The following is a 16532-nucleotide window of genomic DNA, read 5'->3' on the forward strand; positions in this document are numbered from 1 at the left end:
CGCTGAGAGGTTCGCCGATTTGGCACATTTGCTTCGCCGATCGCTGTTTGATGCTGAGCTATCTCCTGGAAGGGGGTGCGCAGCGTGTCCCGATTCGCGTCGTGGGTGGGCAAGCCGGACCAGTTCGACTGGATCACCGCCGTCTTGCGCGAGCGCGGGCTGCTGCGCGCGACACAGTGGAGCCTGGCTGTCATCTCCTCGATTTCGGCGCTGGTCCCGGTCACCACCATGCTCGGCACCCACCGGCCAACCACCGAGGTGGTGCTCGTCGACGCAGCGGCCGCGGTCTTCGTCGTCGCGGTCAGCGTCTTCTGGTTGACGCGGTGGCCGACCCGGGTCCAATCGGAAGTTTTCGGAGTTGTCGCCGGGACGTGCATCGCGGCGTGGACCCTGACCCAGCCGACCGCCGCGCTGGCGGCCGTCGGTTGCTGCGCCATGGCCACCAATAGCGGCTATGTTGCCCTCTTCCACAGCAACAAGTTTCTGGTGTTTAGCGCCGCCCTGGCGGCCACCGTCTCCGTCGCGACCGGGGTGCACCTGGCTCGCGAGTCCGACATCGGAACCGGGCTCGCCGCGTTCTGGGTGATCTCCATGCTCAACCTGTCCTTCCCCCTGGCGATGCGGGGGATGTCGCGGGCGATGGGGACCTACATCGAGCGCGCCGACGAAGACGCGCTGACGGGGTTGTTCAACCGCCGCGGGTTCATCGCCGCACTCACCCGGAGGCTCGGCGATCCACGCGCCGACGACACCCATCTGACCATGATCATGATCGATCTCGACGCGTTCAAACGCATCAACGACACCTTCGGCCACGCGGCGGGCGACCGCGCGTTGATCGCCGTCGCCGACGTGCTGCGGCAACAGGTGGCACCGACAGCGGTGCTTTGCCGCGCCGGCGGCGAAGAGTTTCTCATCGCCGCCACCGGCTCATCGCCGAACGCCGAGCCCATCTCGGAGCAATTGGGCGCTGCCATCGCCGCACTTCCTCAGGGACTGACTGCCAGCATCGGTACGGCCACCGCCGAACTGCCCCCGATGGGCGTATCCGACGTCCCCGGACTCATCGAAAAGCTCATCGACGTCGCCGACAGCGCGATGTACACCGCCAAACGCCGCGGCGGCAATCAGGCCCACCACCTGTGACCCGCCAACCGCCAAGCGCGACAAGGACTTTGACCGCCCCGCCGGCGCGGGACATCGGCGTCGTCCGGACCATCGCCGCGTCAATCGATTTGAATCACCCGAGAAATCCGGGTGAACACGCTACTGCCGGTCGTGCGATCGGTGTAGTTTGCTGCTTGGGGCGGGCCGCGAACTCCACGTGAGGAGCCAGTCGTGCCAGATGTCGATTACTGCGTGGTCGGGGCCGGGTTCGCGGGTTTGACGGCCGCCCTGCGGCTGAAGCAAGCCGGTCGCTCGGTGGCCTTGCTGGAGGCGCGCGACCGGGTCGGCGGCCGCACGTTCACGGTCACTCGCGACGACGGCGCCTGGATCGACCGCGGCGGCGCCTGGATCGGCCCGGGTCAGGATCGCATCTACGCGCTGATGGACGAGTTCGGCGTGCCGGAATACAAACAGCACAACGACGGCGACGCGATGATGATCGTCGACGGCAAGAAGCACCGCTACGGCGGCACCATTCCCTGGTCGATGAGCCCGTGGGCGGTCACCAACCTCGGAATCGGCTTGCTGTCGATCGAGAAGATGTGCAAATCCATTCCGCGCGAAGCGCCGTGGGAGGCGAAGCACGCAGACGAGTGGGACCGCATCAGCCTCGGCGAGTGGATCGAGAAGAACACCATGTCCAAGGCCGCCCGCGAGATGCTGGACATGGCCCTGTCCGGCGTGTACACCTCGGCCGGGTCGGAGACGTCGCTGCTGTGGGCACTGCTGCAGATGGGATCGGGCGGCGGGCCCACCTTCGTCATCTCCGGCAAGGGCGGCGCCCAGGACGCCCGACCCGTCGGGGGAATGGGCGCCATCTATCGACCGATCGTCGCCGAACTCGGTGAGGCGCTGCACCTTTCGCGACCCGTCCGCCAGATCACCCAGGACGCCGACGGGGTGACGGTCACCGCGGACGGCTTGACGGTGCGGGCACGGCGCGCCGTGGTGGCGATCCCGCTCGCCATCGCCAGTTCGATTGTGTACGAGCCGCTTTTGCCGGTGGATCGGGCGCTTCTGCACCAGCGCATGCCAGGCGGCTCGGTCATCAAGATCTCGATCATCTACGACGAGCCGTTTTGGCGGGCGGACGGGTTGTGCGGCCAGTCGGCCGCGCCGGGGACGCCGGCGACGCTCACCATCGATGCGTGCACGAACACCGCGGACCCCGGGATCATGTGCGTGATCACCGAGGGACCGGCCGCGCGTGGGCTGACAAGAATGGACGAGGCCGACCGGAAAGCGGCGGTCATCGGCGAACTCGTCGATCGCTTCGGCAGCAAGGCCAATTCGCCGCTGGAATTCCACGAGCAGAACTGGACTACCGAGCGCTACTCCGGTGGCGGCATGATCAGCCACGCCCCGACCGGCGTGTTGACCGAATTCGGATACACCCTGCGCGCGCCCTGCGGCCGCGTCCACTGGGCCGGCACGGAGAGCTCGGCGATCATGTGCGGGTGGGTAGACGGTGCGATCCGCTCCGGCGAGCGGGCGGCGACCGAAGTGATGACGGCCGACACCGCCGCCACGGCGGCAGTCACCTAGAGCGACTCTAGATGCCACGGGCGGGGGTCGATTCCGCCGTTCCGCGATCGCGGGCTGACGAGCGGGCCCGCGGCGAATGCGCCCAGCCGCTGACGGCTATCCGGCCTGCTTTACCGGAGGCCGGTAGAAGATCAGCAACTGCCCGAGGGCGCCGGCGAGACCCAGTCCCGCCGAGATGACGAGGCCGGGCCAGCCGTCGAACCAGTTCTTGCCGAAGATCAGCCAATCCAGGCTCAACCGCCCGGCGCCCAGCGTGGCCACCGCGACGGCGCTGACGGCCAGCACCAGGTTGTACTCCCAGCCCTCCTTGACGATGAAGAAACCGTTGGCGCGGTGCACGGTCCAGGCCGCGACCAGCATCAGCGAGACGAACCCCGCCGCCGGGATCGGCGTCAGAAGACCGGCCGCCAGGCCCAGCCCGGCCGCCATCTCCGTGGTGGCGGCCACGGTGGCGTGGAACTTGCCGGGTTTCATGCCGATGCTCTCGAACCAGCGCGCGGTCCCCGGTATGCGGCCGCCGCCGAAGAACTTGTTGAAGCCATGTGCGGCGAGCGTCAGTCCCAGCGCCAGCCGCAAGATCAGTAACCCGACATCGTCATACATGTGCATAGGTGCAAACCTAGATCATGGGCCCTTTTTGTTGGTTGACAGCGTTTGAGAACCGGAAAGGAGGGGACGGGTCCTGACATACTCGTCGGGGCCTGCCGGGAAGGTCCCGACAGGTCGGGCCGCACGACGAGGGAGTACACCACGACCCGCATCAATCCCGTGGTCGAGCTGGACGGCGGCGCGCGTCACCCGCGCGAGCTGTTGGGCAACAAGGGCCACGGCATCGACGCGATGCGCCGGCAGAACCTGCCGGTGCCCCCGGCGTTCTGCATCACCACCGAGGTGGGCCTCGACTACCTCGCCGAGGCCGGGGCGACGATGGACGCGATCTGGGACGACGTGCTGGACCGGATGGGCTGGCTGGAGGCGGAAACCTCACGCACGTTCGGCCGGGGGCCGCGGCCGCTGTTGGTCAGCGTGCGTTCGGGAGCCACCCACTCGATGCCCGGCATGATGGACACCATCCTCGACGTGGGCATGAACGACGCCGTCGAGCAGGCACTCACCTCCGAAGGCGGCCCGCAGTTCGCCCGCGACACCCGCCGGCGGTTCATGACGATGTATGAGCGGATCGTCGGGCAATCCGTGCCCGCGGATCCCTACGCGCAGCTGCGGGCCGGCATCGAGGCGGTGTTCGCCTCGTGGGATTCGCCCCGCGCGGTCGCCTACCGCTCCCACTACGGCCTCGACGGCGGGGGCGGTACCGCGGTCATCGTGCAGGCGATGGTGTTCGGCAACCACGGCCCGAATTCCGGTGCCGGGGTTTTCTTTTCGCGCAACCCCATCACCGGGGCCGACGAGCCCTTCGGCGAATGGCTGCCCGGCGGCCAGGGCGACGACGTCGTTTCGGGGCTGGTCGACGTCGCGCCGATCTCGGTGTTGCGGGACGAGCAACCGGCCGTCTACGACGAGCTGACGGACGCCGCCCGCGGCCTGGAGCGGCTCGCGTCGGACATCCAGGAGATCGAGTTCACCGTCGACGACGGCAAGTTGTGGCTGCTGCAGACGCGGGCGGCCGAGCTCTCGGCGCCGGCGGCCGTGCGGCTGGCGCTGCGACTGCACGGCGAGGGACTGATCGACGATGCCGAGGCGCTGCGCCGGGTGACGCCGGCGCACGTGGCGGCCTTGCTGCAGCCCGCGTTGCAGCCCGAAACACGTCTTGCCGCACAGCTTTTGGCCAAGGGCCTGCCCGCCTGTCCTGGCGTGGCATCGGGTACGGCCTACGTCGACGTCGACGAGGCGCTGGCCGCCGCCGACCGGGGCGAGCGCGTCATCCTGGTGCGCGACCACACCAGGCCCGAGGATGTCCTGGGCATGCTGTCCGCCCAGGGCGTCGTCACCGAGGTCGGCGGCGCCGCCAGCCACGCGGCGGTGGTCAGCCGCGAACTCGGCCGGGTGGCCGTAGTGGGTTGCGGGCGCGGCGCCGCCGCGGCGCTGGCCGGCAGGCAGATCACCGTCGACGGCTACGAAGGCGAAGTGCGCGAAGGCAATCTGAGCCCGTCGGCCTGGTCGGAGAGCGACACCCCGGAGCTGCGCGAGCTGGCCGCCATCGCACGGCGCATCAGCCCGTTGCGCGCCCACGCCGCCGGCCATCACCCGAGGCTGGCGGACACCTCCGATGCCGCGGTGCGCGCGGCCCTGGAGGCCGGCCACACGGACGTGCTCTGCGCAAACCCGCTGACCGTCATGCTGACCGCGATCCGGTTGACGGCGGAGGTCGCCGGATGACCGAACTGGCGGTGCTGCAGGCGGTCCGGCTGAAGGGCCGGGTGCGTCCCGCCGAGCTGGCCGCGACCCTGGGCCGGGACCTTGGCGACATCGCCGCCGTCGTCGAGCGGCTCACCGCGGCGGGGTTGCTGCTCGACGACGCGACCCTGCGGATCAGCCCCGGCGGCCGCGCCCGGCTCGAGACGTTGCTTGCCAAGGAGCGCGCGGGCATCGACTCGCCCGCGATGGCCGCCGCCTATCGCGACTTTCGGCCGGTGAACACCGATTTCAAGTCGCTGGTCACCGATTGGCAAATCAAGGGGGAGGCGCCCAACGCCCACGACGACGCCGACTACGACGCCGCGGTGCTGGCTCGCCTGGACGAGGTGCACGCGCGGGTGGTGCCGATCATCGAGGCGGCCACGGTCCAGCTGCCGCGTTTGGAGGCCTACGGGGCGAAACTGCTTGCCGCGCTGGACAAAGTCAAGGCCGGCGACACCGCCTGGCTGAGCAGGCCTCTCATCGACTCTTACCACACCGTGTGGTTCGAGCTGCACGAGGAGCTGATCGGCGCCGTCGGTCTGACCCGGGCCGAGGCGGCCAGATCCGATGACGCGCAATAGCTTTCACAGCGCAGCGTCGAGCAGTCGGAGATATGCGTCGGTGTCGGGAATGGCCGACGCGGCGGCGTGCACGCTGATCGCTATGGTGTCGCCGATGCCGTGCACCCCGTGAGTCAGCCCCATCGCCGGCGACAGGGCCGGGTATCCGGCGGTCAGCACCACCCGCGCACCCCCGAAGCTCAGATCGGCGGCCCCGCGGTTGACGCTGGACACCACGGTGTTGCCGGCCACCTGGGTGGGCCGGACAGACGGGTCGAACTGCGCGACGCCCCAACGCAATAGCGCGGCGGGCACCGCGGCGAAGGCGCGGTCGGCGGCCGGGGTCGCCGGGTNTTGGCCGACATCCAGTAGAACTGCGCATCGACGGCCGCCATCCGCCGCGCCGTCATGACTTCAGCCGGGCGAGCCGATGAACGTCAGCACCAGGTTGGCGACCTTGTCCGGCTGTTCGAGCTGCAGGAAATGCCCGGCGTGCTCGACGATGGCGACCTCGCTGCCCGCCGGCAGCGCCTTTTCCGTCCAGCGGGTGAAAGCCGATGTCATGCAACCGTCGTCGCGCCCATGCAGATAGAGGCACGGCAGCAGGGGCTCTTGGGTCCACAGCCGGTTCAGGTCGGCATACTCCGCCGGCGGCCGCGGGTGGCGGATCGTGGCCCGGTAGGTTCCCAGCGCCGCCCGCCAGCTCTCCGGCGTGCCGATGGCCGCGTCAACGTGGCGCAGGTCCTCGTCGGCGCGGTAGCCCGGCGACCACCGTCGCCACAGCAGCGGCAGCACCCAGGACGCGGAACGTTCTGGCAGCCAAGGCAATTGGAAGTACAGGATGTACCAGCTGCGCACCAGCTGCGGCGGCAGGTGGCCGAGCAGCCGCAGCCGGTCGGCCGCGCTGCCTCGCCGGCGAAATCCCGCGGAAACGGGCACCGACATGATCACGGCCTTGGCGAACGGGCTGTCGGGCATCGCGGCCAGGCCGGTCGCGGCGATCGCGCCCCAGTCGTGGCCGATCACCACATCACGCTCCGTGCCGCCCGCGGCCGAGCGCACCCGCAGGGCGTCGTCCATCAGCGCGCCGACGTGAAAATCGCCGTCGACCGGGAGCGACGACGGCGCGTATCCGCGCATGAACGGCGCGACGACCCGCCACCCCGACTCGACCAGCCGCGGGGCGAGCTTGCGCCATCCGTAGGCGGTGTCGGGGAAGCCGTGCAGGCACAGCGCGATCGGCGCGTCCGGCGGCCCCCACGTCAAGGCCTTCAGATCCCCGGCCGGTCCCGGCACGTCGAGCCAGCCAGGTTCACCCATCGGGGGCTCGCTCGGTGTCTTCAGCCATGTTCACTCCCTCGTCGGCGCGCGTCCGCACCGACCAACCTAACGCCTGTTCACTCCAGACGCACCGACCCCGGTAGGAAATCACCCAGTTGTCTACGGCGGCAATCACTTTCGGACCCAACGCGGGCTACTGATAGCGTCATGGGCATGGCGACCCCAGCGCAGGCCCGGCGGTGGCCAAGACCGGCGCCACCCAGCAACGGATCCTCGACGCGGCCACCGAGGTCTTCGCGACCAGGGGATTCACCGCGGCGACGATGGCCGACGTGGTGGCCGCTTCCGGCGCCAGCGTCGGCAGCATCTATCACCACTTCGGCGGCAAGAACGAGCTGTTCCTGGCGATCTTCGAGCAGATGGCCACCGCCGTCGACCGCCGCATCGAGGAGGCGATGCGGCAGGCCGGCGAGGCGCCCGCCCCGCGGCGCGTCTTCGAACTGCACGTGCGGGCCTACCTCGAGGCGATGTGGGAGAACCGGCGGCTGGCCCGGGTGCTGACGTCCGGGGACACGCCTCCGGGCTTCGAGGTCGCCCGTCGCGACCGCATGCAGGCCGCCTTCCGCCGCTGGATGGCGGTGCTGGAGCTGGACAAGTCGGTGCGCGGACAACTGCTGAGCCGCGTCCTGGTCGCGACCGTGGCCGAGTCGTCGCTGATGGTCTCCGGCTGCGAGGACCCCGCCGAGGTGCCGGCCATCACCGACGCCACCATCGAGTGGATCGGCCGGCTTACCGAGTGAGCTCCCCCGCCACGGCCCGCTCCAGGTCGGCGATGACGATCTTGCGCATGCCGTACATCGCCTGTGTGGCCGCCGCCGCGCGGGCGCGGTCCGGGTCGCCGATCAACTCGTAGAGCCGATCCGGGATGACCTGCCAGCTCAGGCCGAAGCGGTCCTTGCACCAGCCGCACTGCGATTCCTCGCCGCCGTGGGTCAACCGCTCCCAGTAGTAGTCGACCTCGTCCTGGTCCTTGCAGCCGATGGTGAACGACACCGCCTCGCTGAATGGGAACTGCGGCCCGCCGTTGATGCCGATGAACCGAGTGCCGTCCAGCACGAAACTGCCCGACAGGACCGTTCCCGGCTCCCCCGGACCGGCCTCGGTGGTCCGGTTGAAGCCCTCGATCCGGGAATTGGGGAACACCGACGTGTAGAACTCCGCCGCCTCCTCGAGGTTGTGGTCGAACCACAGCGAGGGCGTGATCGAGGGCATGGGCAACTCCTTGTGCGTGCGTGGGTGGGCGGTTTCAGTGATAGACCGCGGCGGCGGCGAGAACTCATCGGGTCAGCGAGGATACTCAGGATCGTTGACAGTATTAGAACGTGATTCTAATATCTGGCTTATGACCGCCCCGACGCTGTGGGCAAATTCGGGCGACTCGCACTTCCTCGAGCCTGAGGACCTGTGGCGCTCGCGGCTGCCGCGGCGCCTGGCCGAGCTGGTGCCGCGGACCGAGAAGGACCCCGACGGCCGGTGGGAGTCCATCCACGTCGACGGCCAGGTGTTCCGGCGGCGCCTGCCCAGCCTCGCGCAGCAGGAGTTCATGGCTGCCACGGTCGCCGCGGCGGGCTCACGCGACGTCGGCAAACGGCTGGCCGACCTCAACGACGAAGGTATCTGGGCGGAGTTGGTGTTCCCGTCGCTGGGCATGTGGTCCGGCTCGTTTCGCACGCCCGAACTGCTCCGTGAGGCGATGCGGGTCTCCAACGACTGGGCCAAGGAAGCCCTGATGGATCACTCGCCGCGGCTCATCCCGGCGGCGCAGGTGTCGACCATGGACATCGACGACGCGGTCGCCGAGCTCAACCGTTGCGGCGCAATGGGATTCAAGGCGGTGTTCCTCCCGGTCACGCCCCATCCGGCGCAGCGCGACTACCACCGCGAGGAGTGGGAGCCGTTCTGGGCGGCCGCCGAGGACGCGGGCATGGTGATCGCGTTCCACATCGGCACCGAGCCAATCGATTTCGCCGCGGGCAACGCGATCGGTGTGACGTATCACGGCCCCGGCGGCGCGGTGCTGAACTACACCGAAACGTCGTTCGGCGGGCAGCGCGCGGTGGTGAAGCTGGTCGCATCGGGGGCGCTGGATCGGCACCCGGATCTCAAGGTGCTGGTGTCGGAGGGCGGCGCCAGCTGGGTGCCGTTCATCGCCGACCGGATGGAGGAGGGCTATCGGCAGCACGCAATGGTGGTGCGCCCCAAGCTCAAACGCGGGCCGCGGGAGATCATCTACTCGCAGGTGTACGCGTCGTTCCAGCACGACGCGTCGGCCGTCGCGGCGGTGACGGCAATGGGTTTCACCAACGTGTTGTGGGGCAGCGACTACCCGCACATCGAGGGCACCTTCGGCCACACGCAGGCGACGCTGCATCAACTGTTCGACGGCGTCGACGCCAAGGCCCGGGACCGCATCCTGTTCGGCAGCTTCGCGGAGCTGTTTCCCGACGCGCCGCTGCCACCGGGGGCCCACGTCGGCGGTGAATAGATTGCCTAGGTAACGTCGAAGGGCGATCTAGCGAGAGGACGCCCGTGAGTGCCGTGAGCAGCAGCAATGAGACGGTCGAGTTTTCCGGCCACAACGGGATCACCCTGGTCGCCGACGAGTGGAACCGCGGCTCGGCCGCGGCGGCCGACCGGCCCACGATTCTGATGTTGCACGGCGGCGGCCAGAACAGGTTTTCCTGGAAGAACACCGGCCAGATCCTGGCCGACGACGGGTTTCACGTCGTGGCCCTGGACTCCCGGGGTCACGGCGACAGCGATCGCGCGCCCGACGCCGACTACGACGTCGAGACGCTGACGGCGGACGTGATGCACGTGCTGGATGCCATCGGCCGGCCCGTGGCGATCATCGGCGCCAGCATGGGCGGGCTGACCGGCATCCTCGCCGCCGACCGCGCCGGCCCCGACCGGGTGACGCAATTGGTGCTGGTCGACGTGGTGCCCCGCTTCGAGAAGGGCGGCAGCGCCCGCATCCGCGATTTCATGTTCAGCGGCCTCGACGGGTTCGAAACGCTGGAGCAGGCCGCCGACGCCGTTGCCGCCTACCTGCCCTACCGGAAAAGGCCGCGCAGCCCCGAGGGGCTGAAAAGGAACCTGCGGCTGCGTGACGGGCGCTGGTACTGGCACTGGGATCCGGCATTCATGACCAAGCCCGGCGACGACCCGGAGCTGCGCACCGAAAAATTCGAGCACGCCGCGACCAACCTGACCATCCCGGTTTTGTTGATCCGCGGAAAGCTGTCCGACGTCGTCAGCCCCGAGGGGGTCGAGCATTTCCTGACGCAGGTGCCGCGGGCCGAGTTCGTCGAGCTGTCCAACGCCGGGCACACCGCGGCCGGCGACGACAACGACGCGTTCAGCGAAGCCGTGGTGGCGTTCGTCGAGAGAGGTTAGTTCGCCGGCTTTTCGGCGTGCCCGCCGAATTGCTTGCGCATCGCCGACAGCGCCTTGTTGGCGAAGTCGTCGAGCTGACGGCTGGCGAAGCGGGATTGCAGCGCGGTGGTCAGCACGGGCGACGGGACGCCCTCGTCGATCGCCGCGATGGCGGTCCAGCGGCCCTCCCCCGAGTCGGACACCCGCCCGGAAAACTCCTTCAGATCGGGCGATTCGTGCAGCGCGATCGCGGTCAGGTCCAACAGCCAGGACCCGATGACGCTGCCGCGGCGCCACACCTCGGCGACGTCCGGGATGTCGAAGTCGTATTGGTAGAACTCCGGGTTCGACAGCGGCGCCGTTTCGGCGTCCCCTTGCTGGATGTGCTTGCCGATGTCGGCATTGCGCAGGATGTTCAGCCCCTCGGCCAGCGAGGCCATCATCCCGTACTCGATCCCGTTGTGCACCATCTTCACGAAGTGCCCCGCCCCGGACGGGCCGCAGTGCAGATAGCCCTTTTCCGCTTGCGCGATCTCGCCGTCGCGGCCGGGCGTGCGCGGCGCCGCGTCCACCCCGGGCGCGACGGTGGCGAAGATCGGCTCGGCGCGGGCGAACGCCTCCTCGTGGCCACCGATCATCAGGCAGTAGCCGCGCTCCCGGCCCCACACCCCGCCGCTGGTGCCGCAGTCGAGCAAGTGAATACCCTTGTCGAACAGAGTCTTTGCATGCGTAATGTCGTCGCGGTAGTACGAGTTGCCGCCGTCGATGACGATGTCGCCGGACTCCAGCGTCTTGGCCAGCTCCTCGATGACCCCCGTCGTGATCGTCCCCGCCGGCACCATCACCCAGACGACCCGCGGAGCGGTCAGCTTCTCGGCGAGCTCCTGCAGCGACGACACGCCGGTGGTCCTCTCCTCCCCCGCCATCGCCTTGACCGCGTCGGCGCTGTGGTCATACACCACGCACTCGTGGCCGCCCTTGGCCACCCGCCGCACGATGTTCGCGCCCATCCGGCCCAGGCCGATCATCCCTAGCTGCATCGTGTCCCGTCTCCTTAGTCTTTGGTCTGCTTGGTGTGGGGCAGCCACGGTTCCTGCCAACTGTGGTGGCCGTGCAGCAGCGACTGCGCGGCCTCGGGTCCCCAGGAGCCGGGGTCGTAGTGATGGATGCGGCCGGGCTTGTCCAGCACCGGCTGCACGATCCGCCAGGTTTCCTCGATGGCGTCCTCCCGGGCGAAGAGCTGCCGATCGCCGGTGAATGCGGCGTAGAGGAGCCGTTCGTAGGGCCGGACGGCCTCACCGAGGTCTTCGGCGAACGAGGAATCGAGGTGAACGTCGTGCCACGAGTTGCCGGCCTGGGCGGACAGCTGCAGGCGCATCCCCGGGTCGGGGTCGATGCGCAGCACGATCTGGTTGGGCTCGGGCGGACGGCGGTTGGGCAGAAACGAGAACCCGGGCACGTGGTGGAGGAACATCCGCACCTCGGTGACCCTTTCCGGCAGCGCCTTGCCGGCACGCAGGAAGATCGGCACCCCGGCCCACCGCCAGTTGTCGATTTCGGTCCGCAGCGCGATGTAGGTCTCGGTCCGTGAATCCTTCGCCACCCCGGCGACGTCGGTGTAGCCGCGGTATTGCCCACGCACGCAGCGCTCCGGGTCCAGCGCCGGCATCGCCCGGAACACCTCGGCCTTCTTGTCGTTCAGGTCGTCGTCGCTCGGGCCGACCGGCGGCTCCATCGCCACCAGCGCGAGCACCTGCAGCAGGTGGTTTTGCACGACGTCACGCAGCGCACCCACCGCGTCGTAGAACTTGCCGCGATCATCGATCCCGAAGTCCTCGGCCATGCTGATGTGGATTTCGGAGATGCTGTCGCGGTCCCACACCTTGGCGAGGCCGTTGTTGGCGAAGCGCAGGTACTGCAGTTCTTCGACGGGCTGCTTGCCCAAAAAGTGGTCCACGCGCAGGATTTGGTCCTCGTCCAGCACCGCGCGCAGCCGGGCGTTCAGGTCGCGCGCGGAGGCCAGGTCGTGGCCGAACGGCTTTTCCACCGCGACGCGCGCGCGCTCCAGCAGGTCGACCTTCGCCAGGTTCTCGACGATCGGCGCGAACAGCGACGGCGGCATCTCCAGGTAGTACAGCGGGCGGCAGTCCTTGCCGACCCGCTTGGCGAGCTCTTTGTACAGTCCGGGATCGGTGACGTCGCCGTGCAGGTAGGACAGCCGGGCCGCGAACCGGTCGAACACCGCATCGTCGAGGGTCTCGCCGGAGTCGCCGATGGCCTGCCGCGCCCGCTCGACCAGCTTCTCGAGGGGCATGTCGTCGCTGGCCACACCGATGATCGGGCACTTGAGCAGGCCGTGCGATTCGAGCCGGTACAGGGCTCGGTATGTCATCTTGCGGGCCAGATCGCCGGTAATGCCGAAGATCACCAGAAGATTTGACGAGCTACTGTCACCGTCGGCCAAGACGCGCACCTCCCTTGAGATTCGCTACCCGCGGCGACCCGTGCTCAACCCTAGACATTGCGGATAGGCCCGACAACCTGAATCCACGGCGGCCTTTGGCAGGATGCCAAGCGTGGGTTCGCAAGCAGTAGACGTCCTGCATATCGCGCTCTACGCCCTGGCCGGGATCGCCGCGGTCGAAGCGGGCGCGATCGCCGTTGTGTCGGTCCTGCTGGTACGCAGCCGCCGCGAGATCGCGCAGTTGCAGCACCGGGTCGACCCCCGGACCCAGCTGCTGACGGGCGGTCGCGAGGCCGTCAAAAGGGTGTGGAACGCGGCCAACCTGATGCGCAAGGAGGGCTTCGGCGCCGCGGTCCGCAGCTCGATCGAAGACCTCGCCGACTGGGCCGAGGTGGAGCGGCCCGACCTGGCCCGCGTCACCCCGGACGGCCGGGTGGTGATCCTGTTCACCGACATCGAGGAGTCCACCGCGCTCAACGAGCGGATCGGCGACCGCGCCTGGGTCAAGCTGATCGGCTCGCACGACAAGCTGATTTCAGGACTCGTGCGGCAGCGCTCGGGGCACGTGGTGAAAAGCCAGGGGGACGGCTACATGATCGCCTTCGCGCGCGCCGAAGAGGCAGTGCGGTGCGGCATCGACGTCCAGCAGGCGCTGCACAGGGACGCAAAACGCAAGCGGGGTGAGGACATTCGGGTGCGGATCGGCATCCACATGGGCCGCTCGGTGCGACGCGGCGACGATCTGTTCGGGCGCAACGTCGCGATGGCCGCGCGGGTCGCCGCGCAGGCGACCGGCGGCCAGATCCTGGTGAGCGAACCGGTGCGGGACGCCGTCGCCGATTGTGCTGGCATCGGATTCGACGAGGGCCGCGACGTCGAGCTGAAGGGGTTTTCGGGCAGCTACCGCTTGTTCGCCGTCGAATCCGACGCCGACCCCGGCTTGGACTGAAACCTCTCCCCATCGGACTCGGCCAGCCGCTGATGCAGCCGCGCGCGGATCTCGTCGGCGGTATAGGCGCGTCGCTTACGTTGGTCGCGGGCGACCAGGACTCCCCCGGCGACGACGCCGGCGACACCGGCCAGGCCGATCCACTTCCAAACGCTGCGCATGGTTGACAGGCTATTACCGCAATGGACACCCTCCGCGACAAGGTCGCCGTCGTCACCGGGGCGGGCAGCGGCATCGGCCGCGCCACCGCCTGCGCGCTCGCCGGCCGCGGCGCACTCATCGTGGCCGTCGACATCGACGACGCCCGCCTGGCTGCCGTCGCCGGCGAGCTGACCGACGCCGGCGTGCTCATTGCGCCCGCCGACGTCTCGGATCCGGTTGCCTTCGACGGGGTTCGGGACGCGGCGCTGCGGCGATTCGGCCGGGTCGACATCGTGATGAACAACGTCGGCGTGCTGACAAACGGGCTGCCCGAAGACATTCCGGTGACCGAGTGGCAACGCATTGTCGACATCAACCTCATGTCGGTGGTGCGCAGCAACGCCGCCTTCCTGCCGCTGCTGCTCGATCAGGGCAGCGGGCATGTGGTCAACACCGCCTCGTTCGCCGGGCTTTTCACCTATTCCTACGACCGGCTGCCGTATGCCGCCACCAAGGCCGCCATCGTGCAGATCAGCGAGGGCCTGGCAATTTATCTGCGGCCCAAGAACATCGGCGTCACCCTGCTGTGCCCGGGGCCGGTGCTGACCAACATCGCCGCCGCGGTGCCGACATTCGGCGGCGGGGCGCCGCTGCGGGTTCCCGGTGAGCAGTTCGAGCTGCTCGACCCCGTGCCCGTCGGCGAGCTGGTCGCCGAGGCGATCCTGCGCAATCGATTCTTCGTGCCCACCCACGCCGGTGTGGTCGACGAGCTGCGCCGCCGGGTCGGCGACTGGGACGCGTACATCGACTACCAGATATCCCGCGAACCACGAAAACGAAAGGCAGACAACGATGACTGACACCCGCGCCCGCGGCTTGGATGCGCTCAAGGAGATGCTGCCCGGGGTCATCGGCGACGGCGCCACCGGCCTGAGCGATGGCGGCGTCGCCGACGAACTCGGTGACATGAGCCTCGATCATGTTTTCGGCGCCCTGTGGACGCGGCCCGGCCTCGATCGGCGCTCCCGCAGCCTGGTGACCCTCGGCGCGCTCATCGCCCTGCGGGCCAGCGACGAATTGAAGCTCCATTTCCAGATCGCACTGCACAACGGGTTGAGCCTCGAGGAGATCGAAGAGACGATCTACCACATGTCGGGCTACGCGGGCTACCCGGCGGCCGTCAGCGCGCGCAGGGTCGCGCGCGACGTTCTTCGGCGTTCATAGGCTGGCTCGGATGCTGACCCTGGACCAGGCGGTCGAAGAGACCCGGACCGGCGACCTTTGGCTGTTCCGCGGCGTGTCCGGGCCGGACCGCGCCATCCAGACCCTGACGAACAGCCCGGTGAACCACGTTGGGATGACAGTGGCCATCGACGACCTGCCGCCGCTGATGTGGCACGCCGAACTCGGCGACAAACTCACCGACCTGTGGACCGGCACCAACCACCGCGGCGTGCAGCTCAACGATCTTCGCGAAGCCGTCCGGCAGTGGATGGAGCGCTATCACCAGCGGTGCTGGCTACGGCAGCTGACGCCGTACGCCACCCGGGAACAGGAGAACGAACTGCTGCGGGTGATCGCCCGGATGGACGGCACCCCGTTTCCCGCTACCGCGCGTCTCACCGGCCGGTGGCTGCGCGGCCGGCTGCCGACCGCGTACGACTGGATACGGGGAATTCCGGTCGTGGACAAGAAGGTTCGCGAGTCGACGCAACGGCGCAAGGCGCGTCAACGCGTCGGCGTGGAAGCGGCGTACTGCGCGGAGACGGTGGCCATCACCTACGAGGAGATGGGATTGCTGACCACGGAGAAGTACTCGAATTGGTTCGACCCGGGTTCATTCTGGAGCGGCGACACGCTCCCGCTTGCGCCTGGTTATCAGCTGGGCCACGAAATCTCGGTTGCCCTGAGCTAATCGACCGACATCTCCCCCATCTCGGACCACCCCGCGGCGTCGAGGGTCTGGCTGATGATCTTGGGCGTGGACTTCAGCGCCTGCGGGAGCTCGCGCATCGCCCGCTTGAAGTGATCGCTGTTGACATGGACGCCCCCGGCGTCAGCGTCCCGGAAGGCCTCCACGAGGACGTACTCCGCCGGGTTGTCGAGGCTGTGCGACCACTCGAACCACAGGTTGCCCTCCTCGGCGCGGGTTGCGGCGGTGAACGGGGCGACCAGTTCCGGCCAGCGATCGGTCCACTCGGGTTTGGTCTCGAACTTGACGACGATGAAGATCACGGCCGCTCCCCGCCTCTGCTTGCAGCTCTCCGGCAGCGCCAGCATACGTGCCGCGCGCGAGCGCTCACCATTCGACGCTTCAGCAAAGTTTTGCCTAGGCGTCCTCATTGACGCCTAGGCAAATCCTTGGTAGTGAACTTTCGCGCTCGAGGCAGTGATGTAGGCCACAATTTCCGCTCCTCGGGCGTCGGATCACAATCGCATCGAAATTACGAAATGTTTTCCGCTAACCGAATCGAAAGCGATTCAATTTGTTATTTATTCGCAATTCCCGGGTCGCCGGGCGGCGGCGGCTCAGGCGCCGGGGGTGCAGGGAGCACGGGAGCCGGCGCGTCGATCAGAATCGGCGCAGGCGGAGCGTCCGGGGGTGGCGGCGGCGCAGCCGGGGGTGGCGGCG

Annotated in this window: 18 protein-coding genes and 1 pseudogene; 11 read left to right on the forward strand and 8 right to left on the reverse strand. The window is 68.5% G+C overall.

The window, feature by feature from the left end; genetic code table 11:
* Nucleotides 1-84 precede the first annotated feature (84 nt).
* Both BN4348_RS48775 and BN4348_RS48780 read left to right on the forward strand, forming a co-directional pair.
* Nucleotides 85-1146: a GGDEF domain-containing protein gene (locus BN4348_RS48775; RefSeq protein WP_142308735.1), complete on the forward strand. Its 1062-nt coding sequence runs from the start codon at nucleotides 85-87 to the stop codon at nucleotides 1144-1146.
* A gap of 192 nt (nucleotides 1147-1338) precedes the next feature.
* Complete coding sequence (locus BN4348_RS48780; RefSeq protein WP_066915054.1) at nucleotides 1339-2712, forward strand: flavin monoamine oxidase family protein; 1374 nt, start codon at nucleotides 1339-1341, stop codon at nucleotides 2710-2712.
* Between the two features lie 96 nt (nucleotides 2713-2808).
* Here BN4348_RS48780 and BN4348_RS48785 read toward each other — a convergent pair whose 3' ends face one another.
* Nucleotides 2809-3315 (reverse strand): DoxX family protein, encoded by a 507-nt coding sequence (locus tag BN4348_RS48785; RefSeq protein WP_372513904.1) that lies wholly within the window; start codon nucleotides 3313-3315, stop codon nucleotides 2809-2811.
* Between the two features lie 156 nt (nucleotides 3316-3471).
* Here BN4348_RS48785 and BN4348_RS48790 point away from each other — a divergent pair, with 156 nt between their 5' ends.
* Nucleotides 3472-5049, forward strand: a complete 1578-nt coding sequence (locus BN4348_RS48790; RefSeq protein WP_235852918.1) for a pyruvate, phosphate dikinase — start codon at nucleotides 3472-3474, stop codon at nucleotides 5047-5049.
* Entirely contained in the window at nucleotides 5046-5651 is a 606-nt protein-coding gene (locus BN4348_RS48795) for a hypothetical protein (protein ID WP_066915059.1), read from the forward strand. Before BN4348_RS48790 ends, BN4348_RS48795 begins: the two co-directional genes overlap by 4 nt.
* Before the next feature lie 3 nt (nucleotides 5652-5654).
* On the opposite strand, the pseudogene BN4348_RS48800 reads toward BN4348_RS48795, so the two are convergent.
* Both BN4348_RS48800 and BN4348_RS48805 read right to left on the reverse strand, forming a co-directional pair.
* Nucleotides 5655-5981: pseudogene (locus BN4348_RS48800) on the reverse strand (WS/DGAT domain-containing protein); the annotation flags it as partial.
* Between the two features lie 63 nt (nucleotides 5982-6044).
* Complete coding sequence (locus tag BN4348_RS48805) at nucleotides 6045-6950, reverse strand: alpha/beta fold hydrolase (RefSeq protein ID WP_066915061.1); 906 nt, start codon at nucleotides 6948-6950, stop codon at nucleotides 6045-6047.
* A gap of 200 nt (nucleotides 6951-7150) precedes the next feature.
* Here BN4348_RS48805 and BN4348_RS48810 point away from each other — a divergent pair, with 200 nt between their 5' ends.
* The gene (locus tag BN4348_RS48810; RefSeq protein WP_066915063.1) at nucleotides 7151-7711 is read left to right on the forward strand and encodes a TetR/AcrR family transcriptional regulator; all 561 of its coding nucleotides are present in this window, start codon (nucleotides 7151-7153) and stop codon (nucleotides 7709-7711) included.
* Here the strand turns inward: BN4348_RS48810 and BN4348_RS48815 are convergent.
* Nucleotides 7701-8183, reverse strand: coding sequence for a VOC family protein (locus BN4348_RS48815; RefSeq protein WP_066915065.1), 483 nt, complete (start codon nucleotides 8181-8183; stop codon nucleotides 7701-7703). The two genes, BN4348_RS48810 and BN4348_RS48815, sit on opposite strands and share 11 nt — an antisense overlap.
* A gap of 130 nt (nucleotides 8184-8313) precedes the next feature.
* Here BN4348_RS48815 and BN4348_RS48820 point away from each other — a divergent pair, with 130 nt between their 5' ends.
* Together BN4348_RS48820 and BN4348_RS48825 are read left to right on the forward strand one after the other, a co-directional pair.
* Nucleotides 8314-9456: an amidohydrolase family protein gene (locus BN4348_RS48820; protein WP_066915067.1), complete on the forward strand. Its 1143-nt coding sequence runs from the start codon at nucleotides 8314-8316 to the stop codon at nucleotides 9454-9456.
* Between the two features lie 44 nt (nucleotides 9457-9500).
* Complete coding sequence (locus BN4348_RS48825) at nucleotides 9501-10367, forward strand: alpha/beta fold hydrolase (protein ID WP_066915069.1); 867 nt, start codon at nucleotides 9501-9503, stop codon at nucleotides 10365-10367.
* Here the strand turns inward: BN4348_RS48825 and gnd are convergent.
* On the reverse strand, nucleotides 10364-11386 hold the full coding sequence (gene gnd / locus BN4348_RS48830) for a phosphogluconate dehydrogenase (NAD(+)-dependent, decarboxylating) (protein WP_066915071.1): 1023 nt from the start codon (nucleotides 11384-11386) through the stop codon (nucleotides 10364-10366). The genes BN4348_RS48825 and gnd overlap by 4 nt on opposite strands.
* Before the next feature lie 14 nt (nucleotides 11387-11400).
* Nucleotides 11401-12810 carry a glucose-6-phosphate dehydrogenase gene (locus BN4348_RS48835; protein ID WP_066915088.1) on the reverse strand — a complete coding sequence of 470 codons (1410 nt, stop codon included), beginning with the start codon at nucleotides 12808-12810 and terminating at the stop codon, nucleotides 11401-11403.
* 112 nt (nucleotides 12811-12922) lie between these two features.
* Here BN4348_RS48835 and BN4348_RS48840 point away from each other — a divergent pair, with 112 nt between their 5' ends.
* Entirely contained in the window at nucleotides 12923-13759 is an 837-nt protein-coding gene (locus BN4348_RS48840; protein WP_235852787.1) for an adenylate/guanylate cyclase domain-containing protein, read from the forward strand.
* Here BN4348_RS48840 and BN4348_RS48845 read toward each other — a convergent pair.
* A complete protein-coding gene (locus BN4348_RS48845; RefSeq protein ID WP_066915075.1) occupies nucleotides 13711-13920 on the reverse strand; it encodes a hypothetical protein in 210 nt (69 codons plus the stop codon). The two genes, BN4348_RS48840 and BN4348_RS48845, sit on opposite strands and share 49 nt — an antisense overlap.
* 21 nt (nucleotides 13921-13941) lie before the next feature.
* Here BN4348_RS48845 and BN4348_RS48850 point away from each other — a divergent pair, with 21 nt between their 5' ends.
* From BN4348_RS48850 to BN4348_RS48860, 3 genes are read left to right on the forward strand one after another with little or no spacing between them, the layout of a single operon-like run.
* Nucleotides 13942-14760 carry an SDR family oxidoreductase gene (locus BN4348_RS48850; protein ID WP_066915077.1) on the forward strand — a complete coding sequence of 273 codons (819 nt, stop codon included), beginning with the start codon at nucleotides 13942-13944 and terminating at the stop codon, nucleotides 14758-14760.
* A complete protein-coding gene (locus BN4348_RS48855; RefSeq protein ID WP_066915079.1) occupies nucleotides 14753-15124 on the forward strand; it encodes a carboxymuconolactone decarboxylase family protein in 372 nt (123 codons plus the stop codon). The genes BN4348_RS48850 and BN4348_RS48855 overlap by 8 nt, the downstream gene beginning before the upstream one ends.
* A 10-nt stretch (nucleotides 15125-15134) precedes the next feature.
* On the forward strand, nucleotides 15135-15815 hold the full coding sequence (locus tag BN4348_RS48860; RefSeq protein ID WP_066915081.1) for a guanylate cyclase: 681 nt from the start codon (nucleotides 15135-15137) through the stop codon (nucleotides 15813-15815).
* Here the strand turns inward: BN4348_RS48860 and BN4348_RS48865 are convergent.
* Entirely contained in the window at nucleotides 15812-16135 is a 324-nt protein-coding gene (locus BN4348_RS48865; protein WP_066915093.1) for a putative quinol monooxygenase, read from the reverse strand. The genes BN4348_RS48860 and BN4348_RS48865 overlap by 4 nt on opposite strands.
* Between the last annotated feature and the right edge of the window lie 397 nt (nucleotides 16136-16532).

Origin of the sequence: Mycobacterium interjectum, assembly GCF_900078675.2 — a bacterium.
Lineage (GTDB): Bacteria > Actinomycetota > Actinomycetes > Mycobacteriales > Mycobacteriaceae > Mycobacterium > Mycobacterium interjectum.

Excerpts from the sequence above, each read along its gene's own strand:
- BN4348_RS48785 (WP_372513904.1), bottom strand. The coding sequence starts at position 3,315 with ATGTATGACGATGTCGGGTTACTGATCTTGCGGCTGGCGCTGGGACTG.
- BN4348_RS48795 (WP_066915059.1), top strand. The coding sequence starts at position 5,046 with ATGACCGAACTGGCGGTGCTGCAGGCGGTCCGGCTGAAGGGCCGGGTG.
- BN4348_RS48805 (WP_066915061.1), bottom strand. The coding sequence starts at position 6,950 with ATGGGTGAACCTGGCTGGCTCGACGTGCCGGGACCGGCCGGGGATCTG.
- BN4348_RS48815 (WP_066915065.1), bottom strand. The coding sequence starts at position 8,183 with ATGCCCTCGATCACGCCCTCGCTGTGGTTCGACCACAACCTCGAGGAG.
- BN4348_RS48820 (WP_066915067.1), top strand. The coding sequence starts at position 8,314 with ATGACCGCCCCGACGCTGTGGGCAAATTCGGGCGACTCGCACTTCCTC.
- gnd (WP_066915071.1), bottom strand. The coding sequence starts at position 11,386 with ATGCAGCTAGGGATGATCGGCCTGGGCCGGATGGGCGCGAACATCGTG.
- BN4348_RS48845 (WP_066915075.1), bottom strand. The coding sequence starts at position 13,920 with ATGCGCAGCGTTTGGAAGTGGATCGGCCTGGCCGGTGTCGCCGGCGTC.
- BN4348_RS48850 (WP_066915077.1), top strand. The coding sequence starts at position 13,942 with ATGGACACCCTCCGCGACAAGGTCGCCGTCGTCACCGGGGCGGGCAGC.
- BN4348_RS48855 (WP_066915079.1), top strand. The coding sequence starts at position 14,753 with ATGACTGACACCCGCGCCCGCGGCTTGGATGCGCTCAAGGAGATGCTG.
- BN4348_RS48860 (WP_066915081.1), top strand. The coding sequence starts at position 15,135 with ATGCTGACCCTGGACCAGGCGGTCGAAGAGACCCGGACCGGCGACCTT.